The sequence below is a fragment of the Streptomyces sp. NPDC030296 genome (assembly GCF_055572815.1).
Genome location: NZ_JBVICQ010000017.1, coordinates 1 through 12,447 on the forward strand (window position 1 = coordinate 1; position 12,447 = coordinate 12,447).

Below are 12,447 nucleotides of genomic sequence, written 5' to 3' on the forward strand. Positions count from 1 at the left end.
TGCACGCGCCGATCAGACGCGCACAGCCAAGCCGAGGCAAGCGGTGTCAAGCATCAGGTGAAGCCGCAGTGTCAACCATCAGCCGAGACAGGACAAGGGGCTGTGATGCGCCACAAGGGCGCGTCGTACTTCTCCGGACGGCTGTTGATCAGCAGTTGGCGCAGGTCCTCGCGTAGGGAGCCGTTGAAGTTCAGTGCCTCGGTGATGCGGCGGAACGTCGTGTGGGTGACTCCGCGGCTTCGGGCCTCGGCCTCGAACTGATCGAGTTGCGTCAGTGCAGCCTTGGGGTCGAGCTTCGCCGGGGGCTGGTCCTTGAGCCACGTGGCCTTGTTGCGCTCGTAGTCGATCTCTGAGTATCCGCAGATCTCGCGGCTGTGTGCCTCTACCTCGTCCAAGGTGGCTGTCGTCGTGATGGCGCGGGCCAGTTGGTTGCGGCTGAGTGCTTCGTCCAGGTCGACCTCATGGACGGTCGGCCCTTCGTCGGTGAGAGGCACGGGAAGGCCGGCGTCCCGCATCTCGCACGTGCCGCGTACTCCTCGGGCTGTCGCCGCGAGCATCCCCGTTGCCTCGGACGGGTGCCACTCCAGGACCGAGCTGATTGGCTCCACGTCTTTGGCCGTGAAGGTGTGAACGATCGGACCGAGCATGCCGCGCAGGTCATCAAGAGGTAGCTCGCCGTCCAGGCCGGGGCCTGTCACCAAGAGACGGATCGGCGCGTTCACTTGGCAGCATGCGGCGAGCGTGACGGCGTCTGCAAGCGGGCTCTTGAGCGTCGGCTCATCGCCTCGGGCGAGGATGTCTCCGCCGACGTCCAGGAGATCGATCGACTCTGGTGAGAAGTGGGTCACCAGTTCTGCGAGTTGGCGGGTGATGCCCTCGACTCCGTGGTGTGGGTCGATCAGGGCGAAGGTGTGCGGGAGCTCTGCCGCGAGGCGAGGGAGGGTGGAGCCTGCTGGAGCGATCGGGCGGGCGTTGGCCGGCACTGCCCGGACTGCTGGGGTGAGGTGCTGGAGGCCGGTGAAATTGTCCGGTCCTCGGGGTCCCGGTACCGGGTCGATCAACAGGCGGTCCCACGCGTACGTGAGGATCACCGCCGGGTCCTCGTCGCCGTAGAGGGCGGTGTGGAGCATTCCGGCGGCGACTGCGTCGCCCCCTCCTCCTGCTGCGACGATCAACCGCTTCATGCGGTTCAGCCTACGGGGTCGGGGGAGCTGACCGAGCGAGCCGTAGCCGCGTACATCGCCAAGTACGCCACCAAAGGCGCGGAGACGGCGACCGGCACCCTCGACCGGCCGATCCGCTTCCTCGCCGAGCTGGCAGGCGCCCGGATCACCGACCACGCCCGCCGCATGATCCGAACCGCCTGGAACCTCGGCGCCCGCCCCGAGCTGGCCGACCTCCGCCTACGGGCCTGGGCCCACATGCTCGGCTTTCGCGGCCACTTCTCCACCAAGTCCCGCCGCTACTCCACCACCCTCGGCGCCCTCCGCGACGCCCGCGCCGCGTGGCGCCGCGCACAAGCTGCCCCGCCTGCACCCCAGGACGGCGAAACCACGCTCGTGCTCGCTCACTGGGTCTTCGCCGGAACGGGTCTCAGCGCGGGCGAGACCTGGCTTGCAGCATCCCTCGAACCCGCCCCCGGAACGGAAGGAGAGCCGACCACATGAACGACCGCTACCTGTCCGTCGACCAGGTCGCCGAGCTGCTGGGCACGACCGCGCGCTTCCCCCGGCGGCTGATCGAGGAGCGGCGCATCCGGTACGTCAAGGTCGGTCGCCACGTCCGGAACCCCGAGAGTGCCCTTCACGAGTACTTGGCCGCTCGGACCGTGGAGCCGATCCGGCTCCGCCGCGCTGGACTGCGGAGGGCTGCCTGATGGCCAACAAGAAGGGCAGACGACGCCGTTTCGGGGCCGTGCGTCAGTACCGGTCCGGGAAGTGGACGGCGTCGTATCTCGCGCCTGACGGCCAGCGGGTCCGTGCACCGGAGACCTTCGAGACCAAGAAGGACGCGGAGATCTGGCTCTCGCAGGTTGAGGCCGACCTCAGCCGTGGCGACTGGCGCTCTCCCGACGCGGGCGCCGTTAACTTCCGTGAGTACGCCGAGAAGTGGGTCGAGGAGCGGGAGTTGGCCGTTCGTACCGTGGACCTCTACCAACACCTGCTTCGGCTCCACGTCCTCCCGGCCTTCGGCGCGCTCGACCTGGACGAGATCACCGCTCCTCGCGTCCGCGAGTGGCGCGCTGAGCGGCTGCGGTCCACGAGTGCCAAGACAACCGTTGCCAAGGCGTACAGGCTGCTCAAAGGCATCATGGAGACGGCCGTTGATGACGACCTGATCAGCCGCAATCCGTGCCGGATCAAGGGCGCGGGGAAGGAGTCGGCGGCTGAGCGTCGCATCGCCACCGTCGCCCAGGTCGACGCGCTTGCCGACGCGATCGGCATCCGTTGGCGCCTCATGGTCTACCTGGGCGCGTACGGACCGATGCGGCCCGAGGAACTGGCCGGCCTTCGGCGCCGAGACGTCGACCTCGACAACCTAGTGATCCGCGTCCGTGTCGCCGAGCCCGAGCGCACCAACGGCAAGCGCGCTCCCGGTGCCACCAAGTCCGATGCGGGTGCTCGTCTCGTCGTCCTTCCGGCCTTCCTGGAGAAGGACGTGAAGCGTCATCTCGCCTGGTACGCGGAGAAGGGGCCTGACGGCCTCGTCTTCGTCGGCGAGAAGGGGGCGGCCTTCCGTCGTACGTCCTTCGGGCGGAAATGGCGTCGTGCTCGAGCGTCAGCGGGTCTGCCGGACGGCTTCCGCTTCTACGACCTTCGTCACACCGGACACACGCTGTCGACGCGTTCCGGCGCGACGCTGAAAGACACCATGGTCCGGGCCGGGCAGTCCTCCGCGAAGTTGCGCTGATCTATCAGCACTCCGACGACGAGCGGCAGCGCGAGCTGGCGGCTGGGCTCGACGAGGTGGTGCGCGCCGAGCGTGCGAAGAGCCACAAGGACAACTCCGCGCACCACAAGGAGGAGGCCACCGGAAGCTAGCCGAGAGCTAATGGTGCGGTTGTGGTGCGCCACCCGCTCACCGGTCTAGACAACAAAGAACCCCCGGGTCTCTGACCTGGGGGTTTCGCATGGAGCGGGTGACGAGAATCGAACTCGCGCTCTCAGCTTGGGAAGCTGATGTTCTACCATTAAACTACACCCGCGTAAGACGCCGGTCGGTGCCGGTGTCGGAACGCTTCGTTACTTTACCTCATGTCGGGCCCCGCGTGTTGATGCCGTGGGGCCCGGGCCTGTTTCAGGGGTGGGGACGGGGGCTGCGGGGCGCGGGAGTTGGGGCGTACGGTGAGGGTGCGGAAGAGGGTCCGTGGGGGCCTCCGGTGGATCGGAGTGCCGCCTGGAGGGGCGTCCCAATGATCCCGTAATGTGGCTTTCGTCGTCAGGTCGGCGTGAGGCCGGCCATCAGACGCGGCTCTTGGGGAAGGGACTCTTGGACTTGATGGAGCGCACCGTCGTCCGTTGTGCCGATGGGCACGTGTTCAGCACCGCTTCGTTCCCGATGCAGCAGGCCGAGCGACTCGGCCCCGGCCGGCTCATCCGTTGCCCTCGCTGCGCCCGGCTGCGCAGCGTCGTGCCGGTCGCCTTGGAGAAGCGGTGAGCGAGAAGCAGTAAGCCGCAGCCGTAGTGCTGTGGTGGCGTCGTGCGGCGTAGGCGTGCGGGGCCGGTATCGGTAGGCGTGAGACGCGCGGTTCCCCGCCCGAATGCGGAGGGTCCGCGCGTCTTGCGTATCCTCGGGGCGTGCTTCTCTCAGACAAGGACATCCGGGCCGAGATCGACGCGGGACGGGTGCGGATCGATCCGTACGACGAATCCATGGTGCAGCCGTCGAGCATCGACGTGCGGCTCGATCGCTTCTTCCGGGTGTTCGAGAATCACCGGTACCCCCACATCGACCCCTCCATCGAGCAGGCGGATCTCACCCGGCTCGTGGAGCCCGAGGGGGACGAGCCGTTCATCCTGCACCCCGGGGAGTTCGTCCTCGCCAGCACCTACGAGGTCATCACGTTGCCCGATGATCTCGCCTCCCGTCTGGAAGGCAAGAGCTCGCTCGGGCGGCTCGGGCTCGTCACGCACTCCACCGCCGGGTTCATCGACCCCGGGTTCTCCGGTCACGTGACGCTGGAGCTGTCGAATCTGGCGACGCTCCCGATCAAGCTGTGGCCCGGTATGAAGATCGGGCAGCTGTGCATGTTCCGGCTCAGCTCGCCGGCCCAGTTCCCGTACGGCAGCGAGCGGTACGGGTCGCGGTACCAGGGGCAGCGGGGGCCGACCGCCTCCCGGTCCTTCCTCAACTTCCACCGGACGCAGGTGTGAGCATGTCCCAGGCCCGGGAGAACCTCACCTACGAGGCGTTCGGCGTCGCCGTGCGCGAACTCGCGCAGACCATCGCCGACGACGGGTACGAGCCCGACATCGTCCTCTCCATCGCCCGCGGCGGTGTCTTCGTCGCCGGAGGGCTGGCCTACGCCCTCGGCTGCAAGAACATCCACCTGGTCAACGTGGAGTTCTACACCGGCGTCGGCACCACCCTCGAGATGCCCGTCATGCTCGCGCCCGTGCCCAACGCGATCGACTTCTCCGACAAGAAGGTCCTGATCACGGACGACGTCGCCGACACGGGCAAGACGCTCAAGCTCGTCCACGACTTCTGCCTCGACGCCGTCGCCGAGGTCAGGTCCGCCGTGATCTATGAGAAGTCCCACTCCCTCGTGAAGTGCGAGTACGTGTGGAAGCGGACGGACGAGTGGATCAACTTTCCCTGGAGTGTTCTGCCCGTGGTGCGTAAGTCGGGGGAGCCTGTCACTCCGTCCACGGAAGCGATCTGACTCGGTTCGTCGCGACCGGGTCCTGGATGTCCAGCGATCTTGAGCACCGTCGTGGAGAAAGTCACCGTGGGTTCACTCCCACACCCACCGCCAGGCAAAACGGCCCCTGACCAGGCACTTGGTCAGTGGGTGCCGGGGTTGCTGTCTTCGTTGCTGTACAGCAGGATCCGACGATGTCCCGATCAGTAGGCGCACACACTGCCGACCCCTGCCCTCGGTGCCTCGTCGAAGCGGTCCGTCCGGGCCGGCCGATGACTGTGGGGGGATGCGATGTGGTCGGCTATCTCTGCGATCACTGTTCGCATGCGTGGGCTCGGCCTGTGGAGGATGACCTGGACGTCCACGACATCGTCAGGGTGGACCTCCCCGACGGCACGCTCTACGGCGACGTCCGGCAGGTGGAAGACGACCGCGTCCAGGTCCGTGGTCCGGGCGGTGAATGGCTGCTGTGGGTCGAGCGCTGGAGAGTCATCGTCTACTGAGGGGACTCGGGAGCACCGGCTTTGCCCGCGTCGGCCGCGCACCGAGGCATCGCCGCGGGGATGGGCGTGATGTCCAACTGTGAGAACGGCGTCAGCCGGCGGATGTGGCCCGCCATTCGGCGGTGATGCAGCCCTCTTCCATGTGCCACCACTCCTTGGCCACGCCGTGCTTGAGGAGCCGCTGCACTTTGGTGAGATCGGCGGTGGGTGGGACGTCCAGGGCGACCATGCCGAACCGCTCCATGCCCTCGCCGCAGACGCCGAGTTCGTGGAAGGCGTTGAGCACGCTCTGCCGTGCGGCTTCGGAGCCGTCGTCACGGAGCACGATGAGGCGGATGGTGCAGTTCTCGGAACGCCGTACCACCTCGCCGACCCATCGCACGCCCTCCTCGTCGGGCTCGGTGGCCACGACGTCCCCGCACGCTATGCCTCGAACGAACCACGGGATGTTGTCGAGCCGCGCGGTGCCGTCGCCCTGGTCGACGGCCCACAGGCTCTCCACCGATGCCGGGGGCCAGTCGTCCTCGATCTCGAGCAGAAAGTGCACCTTCACGTACGGGCCTTCGGGGTTCGTCATGAAGCCCAGGATGCACACTCCTGCCGCGGGCTGCCGCAGCCGGGGGAACGGGGCATGTCTTCGACCAGAGCAAGTTGGGACGACCGCCCCCGAGGCTTACCTGCTGAGCGGTACAGGTGCCTGGTGCCAGGCCATTTCATCTCCCGGTGGTCCCCGGTGGTCCCCGGTGGTCCCGGGCGTCGGGTCCGCCACGATCGCGGCGGACCCGACGCCTTTGCCGTCTCAGGCCTTACCGCCGGCTCGGACCCCACCAGCCCGCCGGCACCGCGGGCGTCACTTCACCACGATGTCGTCCCCGGACGACGTCGACGGCCCGGTGGTGGTGTTCCCGTAGTACACCCAGCGCCACGTTCCCGTCTTGGAGGCCTTCACGGTCGTGCTGAGACCACCTGAGCCGTTCGCGTACACCTTCTTCACCGTGGTGTAGGAGCCGGTTCCGGCAGGCTTGAACTGCAGGCTCACCAGGCGGCCTCCGTAGGAGGCGTACTTCCTGGTCTCCCAGTTGGCCCGCGTGAGCTTCCCGGTCACGGTGATGGTCCTGTCCTTGGCCACGGGTTCGGGCGAGGCGTTCACGGACAGGCGGGAGTCGCGCTTGACGCGGACCGTCAGATCCTTGTCGTCGGTGTCACCACCGCCGCCCTGGAAGGACACCTCGGCCCCGACCTTCCAGACGCCGGCCTCGCTGTTGCGCATGTCCCACACGCTCGGGTCGAAGTACATCGTCTCCTTGAAGTCGCAGACGCCCGAGCTCACCTTGATGCAGTCGCTCGTCTCGACTGCGTGCCACAGCCGATCACCCGAACGACCCCGGTACAGGAACACCGCCGGCCACTTCCACTTGCGAGTGGTCGCCATCCGGAAGGAGGCGGGCACCGCGACCTCCTTCGACACCCCGATCACGATCGGCTTGCCGCCGTTCACCTGGACACGGGTGAAGGAGACCCCACCCTCGGCCGCCCCGGCCGGCGCCGCAGCCACGGCCGTGAACACGGCCGCCGCACCACCGGCTACGACGACTCTCCAGGCCTGCTTCCCCACCTGATCCCCAATCTCCTTACGGAAAGGCACCGAAGGCTCATCCTTCCAGCGCCTTACAGACGGCCGGCATCCGCACGGGGTTGTACACCCGCGCATCACAATGGGGCATCCGACGATCCCCGCCTGGCGCGAGGCGAGAGGCCGGTACGGTGCCCCGGATCCTGGCGGTCGCCACCGGCGCAGCTCCTGCGCGTGAACCCTTCTGGCCGCTTCGGACAACAGGGGGTGGAATGCACTCCACTCCTACTGCACGAAGAAGCGAGGGCCTCGTGGGGGACCCACCCACCGACGACGCGCTGGTCATCCAGGAATCCCTGGAGCAGCCGGAGATGTTCGCCAGGCTTTACGACAGACACGCCGCCGAGATCCACCGGTATGTGATGCGCCGGCTGGGCGACAGTCACGCCGACGACATCACGGCACAGACCTTCCTCATCGCCTTCCGCAACCGCGCCCGCTACGACGTCGCGCGCGCCAGTGCCCGGCCGTGGCTCTACGGCATCGCCAGCAACCTCATCGGCAGCCACCGCCGCGCCGAAGTGCGGGCGCTGCGGGCGCTGGCCCGTACCGGCGTCGACCCGGTGGCCGAGTCCTGGTCGGAACGGGCCGACGAGCGGGTGACGGCCGAGGCCTCGCAGCAGGCGCTGGCCGGGGCGATCGCGGCCCTGCCCGGGAAGGACCGGCATGTGCTGCTGCTGGTCGCCTGGGCGGACTTCACCTACCAGGAGTGTGCCGACGCCCTCGGGGTGCCGGTCGGCACGGTCCGCTCCCGGCTGAACCGGGCGCGGCGCAAGATGCGTGCGGCGCTCGGCGCCGACCCCACCCTCGTAAGCGACCCCAACGGGGCGGTAACCCATGGATGACATGACCAAGACGCACGAGTTGCGCGCCGATGCGCCTACGCCGGACCGGGTGAGGCTGGCTCCCGGCCGCCAGAAGCTGCTGCGAGCAGCGCAGCAGGGCTCTGCCCGCAGGGTGCGGCTGGACTGGCGCGTGACGGCTGCGGGGGGCGCCGCGACGGTGGTCACCATCGCGGTGCTGGTGACCATGCTGGTCGGTGGCGGTGGACCCGAGCGCGGCGTGCAGCCTGCCGGCCCGAACCTGACGTCCGCGACGGCACTCCTGGATCAGGCGGCGGAAGTGGTGTCGCGGCAGCCGGATCCGCGTCCGCGCGACGGCCAGTGGGTCTACCTGAAGACCGCGCAGTGCCAGAACGGAGCGTCGGACGCGGCGCCCGACGCCAAGCCCGAGGTGAGCGAGGAGTGGGTCCAGTACGACAGCCCCGTGAGGGAGGACGACGAGGACGGCGACACCGAGCCCTCGCAGCGGCGGCTGTATCGCCTGCTCGCCTCGTTGCCGGACGACCCCGCCGAGATCCGGAAGCGGGCGGCGGACATGTTCCCCATGGGCGAGGACACCGGCTTGACGCGTGAGCAGGCCGAGACCTTCGCGCTCCTGGCGACCCTCGACGAGGCCTATCCCGTGCATCCGCAGGGGATGGCCAAGCTGTACCGGGCCCTGGCCGCGGACCCCGCGATCGAGGTGGTCCCGCACCTGGTGAAGGACCCCCTGGGGCATGACGCCATCGCCCTGTACCCGGACCTCGGCGGCGAGGCCGCTCAGCGCCGGGAGTACCTCCTCGACCCCGACACCTTCCAGTACCGGGGGAACCAGTCGGTCGCGGTGCGCGACTACGACGAGACGTATGAGGACGGCTCGTCGGCCGGGCGCTCGCACAAGAAGGGCGAGGTCACATTCTGCGAGATGAAGATGACCCAGTCCCTCGTCGACCGGGACGGCGAGAAGCCCTGAACCGACCGGGCGCGCCATGATCAAGCCCGGCCGGCGTCGACAACGCTCGTGATGTGGGTGAGGGGCTCCCGGTCGGTCGACCGGGAGCCCCTCACTCGTGTGCGCTCGAAGCGGGATGCCTCTGTCTAGAACGTGCCCAGCTTGATCAGGGACAGGATCGCGATCAGTTGGATCGCCGACGCTCCCAGGGCCTTCGGCCAGGGGAGGTCGTGGGACTTGGAGACCATCAGGGTCAGCAGGGCGCCCGCGGCGACCCAGGTGATCCAGCCCAGGATCTGGACGAACGGCGCGTCGCCGCCCGCGAACATCGCCACGACCAGGCGGGGCGCGTCCGTGAGCGCCATGATCAGCATGGAGAGGCCGACCGTCGGCTGCCACGCGCCGTCGCCGCCCAGCTGGCGGGCCAGGGTGTGGGTGACCACGCCCAGGATGAACGTGCTCAGCACCATCGTCACCGCGGTGACCAGGACGATCGGCACGGCGTTCGACAGCGTCGCGTTGATCGCGTCCTCGCGGGCCGTGTCGAAGCCGAAGACGGCGAGCAGGCCGTAGAGGAACATCACGATGAGGGCCGGGCCCCACACCGCGTAGTCGCGCATCACCAGGAACGTCTGGTTCGGGCTGGTGACGATGCCCTTCAGGAGGTCCTTCCACGCCAGGCGCGGGCCGACCGGGGCCGCGGGGGCGTTCCCGGCGCGGTAGGTGCCGCCCTGCTGGTACGGGTCCTCGCCGACGGCGAACATCTGGGTGTGGCCCGGGTTGTTGGCCGCGTACGGGTCCGCGCCGGCGCCGCCGTGGCCGCCGTCGCCGAAGTACTCCGGCTCGCCGTGGTTCCCCTGGCCCTGGTGGCCCTGGGGGCCGTAGTTGCCCGGGCGGCCGCCGTGCGTCTGCGGCCAGCCCTGGCTGCCGCCCCGGCCTCCGCCGTACGGCGGGCCCGGTGGCGTCTGGGGATAGCCGTACGACGGGCCGCCGGCCTGCGGGGCCTGCTGTCCGTGCGGGGGGTGTTGCGGTCGCGTCTGAGGAGCGCCGTTGTCCCGGCCGCGTCCGATCCTGAATCCAGCCACGTCATCGAACGTACCTGGTCCCGGCGAGCGGCGTGCCGGACCGGGGGGCACCGGCCCGGCTTTGCGGCCGAGCTGTGACATCCCCTAAGGGATCGTCAGGTACTCGGGTCGGAGATTTCGTTCCGGGATCCTCCGGGAGTACTCAGGGTGTCGTGAGGGGGGCGTCGGCTCCTGCCGGGCCGGCTCAGTGGCTGCTCATGTACCTGCCGTACCGCAGGGCCGTCGTCGGGGACGGGAGGCCCAGGTCGGACGGGGTGAGGGCGTACGAGCCCTTCGCGGAGGCCCTTGGGAGGAGCCAGACGCCGCCGGAGCCGCCGTTCTCCCCGGGGGCGCCGATCGCCGTGTCGGGGACGCCGTCCTTGTCGTAGTCGCCGGTCGCGACGGCCGCGCCGAACGCGTCGCCGGTCTCGGCCGCGCCGGGGACGCGGGGGCTGTCCTGGTGGTACGCGACGGACGTGGCCTCGCCGGACGGGTCGACGATGCCGCTGCTGTGGCTCAGCAGCAGGGTCGCCGCGCCGGCGCGGACGCGGCTGCCGATGGCCTCGCCGGGGGCACCGGCGACCAGGTCGTCGCGGCCGTCGCGGTTCCAGTCCAGCACGGCGAGGGACGCCCCGAAACGGTCGCCGGTCTCGGCGACGCCGTACACGCCGACCGTGTCCTGGTTGAGGGTCTGGGTGCGGAAGCCGAACGAGCCCGGGTGGCCGTAGAGGATGTGGATGCCGCCGCCCTTGGCGTACGACTCCGGGCCGCACGGGTCGTCGATGTTCTCGTCGGCGATCTCGCGGCACTCGCCGAGGGCCAGGTCGTCCAGGCCGTCGCCGTCGAAGTCGCCGGTGGCGAGGGCGGAGGCCGCGCCGTTGCTCGCGTTCCAGAAGTTGTCCATGCGGCGCTCTGCCGGGTCCCACGTCCACAGCCGTACGTGCGACTGGGTGTAGGGGGCGTTGATCGTGTGGAACGCGAGGGCCAGGTCGTCCGTGCCGTCGGCGTCGAAGTCGCCCGTGGCGAGGAGGGGGGCGCGGCCGCCCATGGGCGTGGCGAGGACGGTGGTGGTGACCAGGTCCTCGCCGCCGTCGACCACGGCCCGCAGGACGACCTTGTCACGGCCGCCGACCACGATGTCCCGGCCGCCGTCGCCGGTCACGTCGGCCGCGGCGACCGACCAGCCGTACGCCGCGTTCGCGGACGGGCCGACCAGGGCGTTCGAGCCGGGGCGCGAGCTGCCCTTGCCGCCGCCCACGACGACGACCACGCCCGCGTCCGTGGTGCCGTTCACGTCCTCGCCCGGGGCGCCGACGATCAGCTCGGCCGTGCCGTCGCCGCTGAGGTCCTCCAGCGCCACGGCGGCGCCGAAACGGTCGCCCTTCTCCGGGGTGCCGGGGACCTCGGCGGTGGCCTGACTGATGCGGATGCCGCCGTGACGGCCGACGCCCTTCGCGCCGCCCCACAGGACGTGGACGTAGCCGGCCTTGGCCTTGCCGTTCACGGTCGCGTCGGGGACGCCGACGGCGAGGTCCGCGTAGCCGTCGGCGTTGAAGTCGCTGGTGACGGGGGAGGGCTGGGGGGCGGCGAGCGCGTGGGGGGCCGCGCAGAGCGTGAGTGCCGTCGTGGCCGAGCAGGCCGCCGCGGCGGCGGCCAGGGCGTACGTCCGTCTGTGCACGAGGGGCTCCAGGTGGGTGGCCGGATATCGGCGGTGATGCGGGTTCACCTGTTTGACACCTGGAGGTGGGGTTGGGTTGTGCGGGTGCGCTCCGCTTGGGGGGCCGGGCGCCTGGTGGGTGGGGGGTCACTGTGCGTGGGCGGGCGCGGGGGGCGTCGTGGTTGCTCGCGCGGTTCCCCGCGCCCCTGAAGGGGGCCTGCGGCCCCCTTCACCCCCCAGAGCCTCCCGGCCGCCCTCTACCTCAGGACCAGAACTCCGCTTCCTTTTCCAGGTCCTCCTGGCACTCGTCGATGTCGGTGATCTTGTCTCCGACGATGCGGAAGACCAGGCAGCCGTTCTGTTCGATGCGCTTGTCGCCGCGCTCGGCGGTGTAGCGGTGCACGGAGACGGCGTGGCCCCGGCCGTCCACGCACACGTGGCTCAGGTCGACGCTGAACGTTCCACCGGTCTCCTCGTAGAGCCGCTGGTAGAGCTGGATCATCGAGTCCTGGCCCTTGTAGTCGCCCGAGAGCATGTGGCTGCCGGGGACGTGATGCGTACAGTCCGCCGCCATCAGCCCTCGGAGGGTGTCCATGTCACCCCGTGTGAAGGCGTCGTAGCCCTTGCGGACGAGCGCTGCGTTGGGGTGTTCAGCCATGAGGTATCGCCGGCTTTCCGTATGCGTGTTATGTCCTCATTGTCCCGATAAGGGAATTATCCGCGTCGGCGTGGGTCTCCGCGAGTGCGCCCGCGAGTGGTCCTCCGCCCCCGCCCCGCGACCGTGCGGCGCCGGGTCACTGCGGAATGCCGGGGATCGCGACGTCCCGGTAGCCGTCGCCGTTGAAGTCGTCCGCGTACCGCACGGGAGCGGCGGCGGCCGGCGCCGCCGGGAGCGCCGTCAGCAGGCCGGTGGTGAGGGCTGCCGCGAGGAGGGGGCGGGTACGGGTGCGCAT

13 protein-coding genes, 1 tRNA gene and 2 pseudogenes are annotated in these 12,447 nt (G+C 69.5%); 8 read left to right on the top strand and 8 right to left on the bottom strand.

What is annotated here, in order from left to right:
* Positions 1-71: 71 nt before the first annotated feature.
* Complete coding sequence (locus ACZ4Z3_RS35865; RefSeq protein ID WP_468504976.1) at positions 72-1,130, bottom strand: DUF1152 domain-containing protein; 1,059 nt, start codon at positions 1,128-1,130, stop codon at positions 72-74.
* Between the two features lie 75 nt (positions 1,131-1,205).
* Between ACZ4Z3_RS35865 and ACZ4Z3_RS35870 the strand changes: the two are divergent.
* The 3 genes and pseudogenes from ACZ4Z3_RS35870 to ACZ4Z3_RS35880 form a co-directional block, all read left to right on the top strand.
* Positions 1,206-1,667, top strand: a pseudogene (locus tag ACZ4Z3_RS35870) (replication initiator); the annotation flags it as partial.
* Positions 1,664-1,876 (top strand): excisionase family DNA-binding protein, encoded by a 213-nt coding sequence (locus tag ACZ4Z3_RS35875; RefSeq protein WP_468504977.1) that lies wholly within the window; start codon positions 1,664-1,666, stop codon positions 1,874-1,876. The pseudogene ACZ4Z3_RS35870 and the gene ACZ4Z3_RS35875, both read left to right, overlap by 4 nt.
* Positions 1,876-3,041, top strand: a pseudogene (locus ACZ4Z3_RS35880) (tyrosine-type recombinase/integrase). The gene ACZ4Z3_RS35875 and the pseudogene ACZ4Z3_RS35880 overlap by 1 nt, the downstream one beginning before the upstream one ends.
* Positions 3,042-3,131: 90 nt before the next feature.
* Here ACZ4Z3_RS35880 and ACZ4Z3_RS35885 read toward each other — a convergent pair.
* A tRNA-Gly gene (locus ACZ4Z3_RS35885) sits at positions 3,132-3,205 on the bottom strand.
* A 592-nt stretch (positions 3,206-3,797) separates the two neighbouring features.
* Here ACZ4Z3_RS35885 and dcd point away from each other — a divergent pair.
* The 3 genes from dcd to ACZ4Z3_RS35900 all read left to right on the top strand — a co-directional run bounded on the left by dcd (position 3,798) and on the right by ACZ4Z3_RS35900 (position 5,367).
* A complete protein-coding gene (gene dcd / locus ACZ4Z3_RS35890; protein ID WP_055541232.1) occupies positions 3,798-4,373 on the top strand; it encodes a dCTP deaminase in 576 nt (191 codons plus the stop codon).
* 2 nt (positions 4,374-4,375) lie between these two features.
* Positions 4,376-4,885: a phosphoribosyltransferase gene (locus ACZ4Z3_RS35895; protein WP_468504978.1), complete on the top strand. Its 510-nt coding sequence runs from the start codon at positions 4,376-4,378 to the stop codon at positions 4,883-4,885.
* A 320-nt stretch (positions 4,886-5,205) separates the two neighbouring features.
* Positions 5,206-5,367, top strand: coding sequence for a hypothetical protein (locus ACZ4Z3_RS35900; protein ID WP_468504979.1), 162 nt, complete (start codon positions 5,206-5,208; stop codon positions 5,365-5,367).
* Positions 5,368-5,458: 91 nt separating this feature from the next.
* Here ACZ4Z3_RS35900 and ACZ4Z3_RS35905 read toward each other — a convergent pair whose 3' ends face one another.
* The gene (locus ACZ4Z3_RS35905) at positions 5,459-5,944 is read right to left on the bottom strand and encodes a DUF4265 domain-containing protein (RefSeq protein WP_468504980.1); all 486 of its coding nucleotides are present in this window, start codon (positions 5,942-5,944) and stop codon (positions 5,459-5,461) included.
* A 273-nt stretch (positions 5,945-6,217) separates the two neighbouring features.
* On the bottom strand, positions 6,218-6,982 hold the full coding sequence (locus ACZ4Z3_RS35910) for a hypothetical protein (protein WP_468504981.1): 765 nt from the start codon (positions 6,980-6,982) through the stop codon (positions 6,218-6,220).
* 230 nt (positions 6,983-7,212) lie between these two features.
* On the opposite strand from ACZ4Z3_RS35910, the gene ACZ4Z3_RS35915 reads away from it, so the two are divergent.
* Positions 7,213-7,845 carry an RNA polymerase sigma factor gene (locus ACZ4Z3_RS35915; RefSeq protein ID WP_468504982.1) on the top strand — a complete coding sequence of 211 codons (633 nt, stop codon included), beginning with the start codon at positions 7,213-7,215 and terminating at the stop codon, positions 7,843-7,845.
* Position 7,846: 1 nt separating this feature from the next.
* Positions 7,847-8,794, top strand: a complete 948-nt coding sequence (locus ACZ4Z3_RS35920) for a CU044_5270 family protein (RefSeq protein WP_468504983.1) — start codon at positions 7,847-7,849, stop codon at positions 8,792-8,794.
* A gap of 125 nt (positions 8,795-8,919) precedes the next feature.
* Here the strand turns inward: ACZ4Z3_RS35920 and ACZ4Z3_RS35925 are convergent, their stop codons facing one another.
* From ACZ4Z3_RS35925 to ACZ4Z3_RS35940, 4 genes are all read right to left on the bottom strand, one after another.
* Positions 8,920-9,939 carry a Yip1 family protein gene (locus tag ACZ4Z3_RS35925; RefSeq protein ID WP_468504984.1) on the bottom strand — a complete coding sequence of 340 codons (1,020 nt, stop codon included), beginning with the start codon at positions 9,937-9,939 and terminating at the stop codon, positions 8,920-8,922.
* Between the two features lie 103 nt (positions 9,940-10,042).
* On the bottom strand, positions 10,043-11,515 hold the full coding sequence (locus tag ACZ4Z3_RS35930; protein ID WP_468504985.1) for an integrin-like protein: 1,473 nt from the start codon (positions 11,513-11,515) through the stop codon (positions 10,043-10,045).
* A gap of 241 nt (positions 11,516-11,756) precedes the next feature.
* Complete coding sequence (locus ACZ4Z3_RS35935; protein WP_468504986.1) at positions 11,757-12,152, bottom strand: nuclear transport factor 2 family protein; 396 nt, start codon at positions 12,150-12,152, stop codon at positions 11,757-11,759.
* A 136-nt stretch (positions 12,153-12,288) separates the two neighbouring features.
* Entirely contained in the window at positions 12,289-12,447 is a 159-nt protein-coding gene (locus ACZ4Z3_RS35940) for a hypothetical protein (RefSeq protein WP_468504987.1), read from the bottom strand.

Bases quoted from the DNA above. Each gene is read 5' to 3' on its own strand.
- ACZ4Z3_RS35865 (WP_468504976.1), bottom strand. From the start codon at position 1,130: ATGCTCCACACCGCCCTCTACGGCGACGAGGACCCGGCGGTGATCCTC.
- ACZ4Z3_RS35875 (WP_468504977.1), top strand. From the start codon at position 1,664: ATGAACGACCGCTACCTGTCCGTCGACCAGGTCGCCGAGCTGCTGGGC.
- ACZ4Z3_RS35895 (WP_468504978.1), top strand. From the start codon at position 4,376: ATGTCCCAGGCCCGGGAGAACCTCACCTACGAGGCGTTCGGCGTCGCC.
- ACZ4Z3_RS35905 (WP_468504980.1), bottom strand. From the start codon at position 5,944: ATGACGAACCCCGAAGGCCCGTACGTGAAGGTGCACTTTCTGCTCGAG.
- ACZ4Z3_RS35915 (WP_468504982.1), top strand. From the start codon at position 7,213: ATGCACTCCACTCCTACTGCACGAAGAAGCGAGGGCCTCGTGGGGGAC.
- ACZ4Z3_RS35920 (WP_468504983.1), top strand. From the start codon at position 7,847: ATGACCAAGACGCACGAGTTGCGCGCCGATGCGCCTACGCCGGACCGG.
- ACZ4Z3_RS35925 (WP_468504984.1), bottom strand. From the start codon at position 9,939: ATGTCACAGCTCGGCCGCAAAGCCGGGCCGGTGCCCCCCGGTCCGGCA.
- ACZ4Z3_RS35935 (WP_468504986.1), bottom strand. From the start codon at position 12,152: ATGGCTGAACACCCCAACGCAGCGCTCGTCCGCAAGGGCTACGACGCC.
- ACZ4Z3_RS35940 (WP_468504987.1), bottom strand. From the start codon at position 12,447: ATGCGCACCCGTACCCGCCCCCTCCTCGCGGCAGCCCTCACCACCGGC.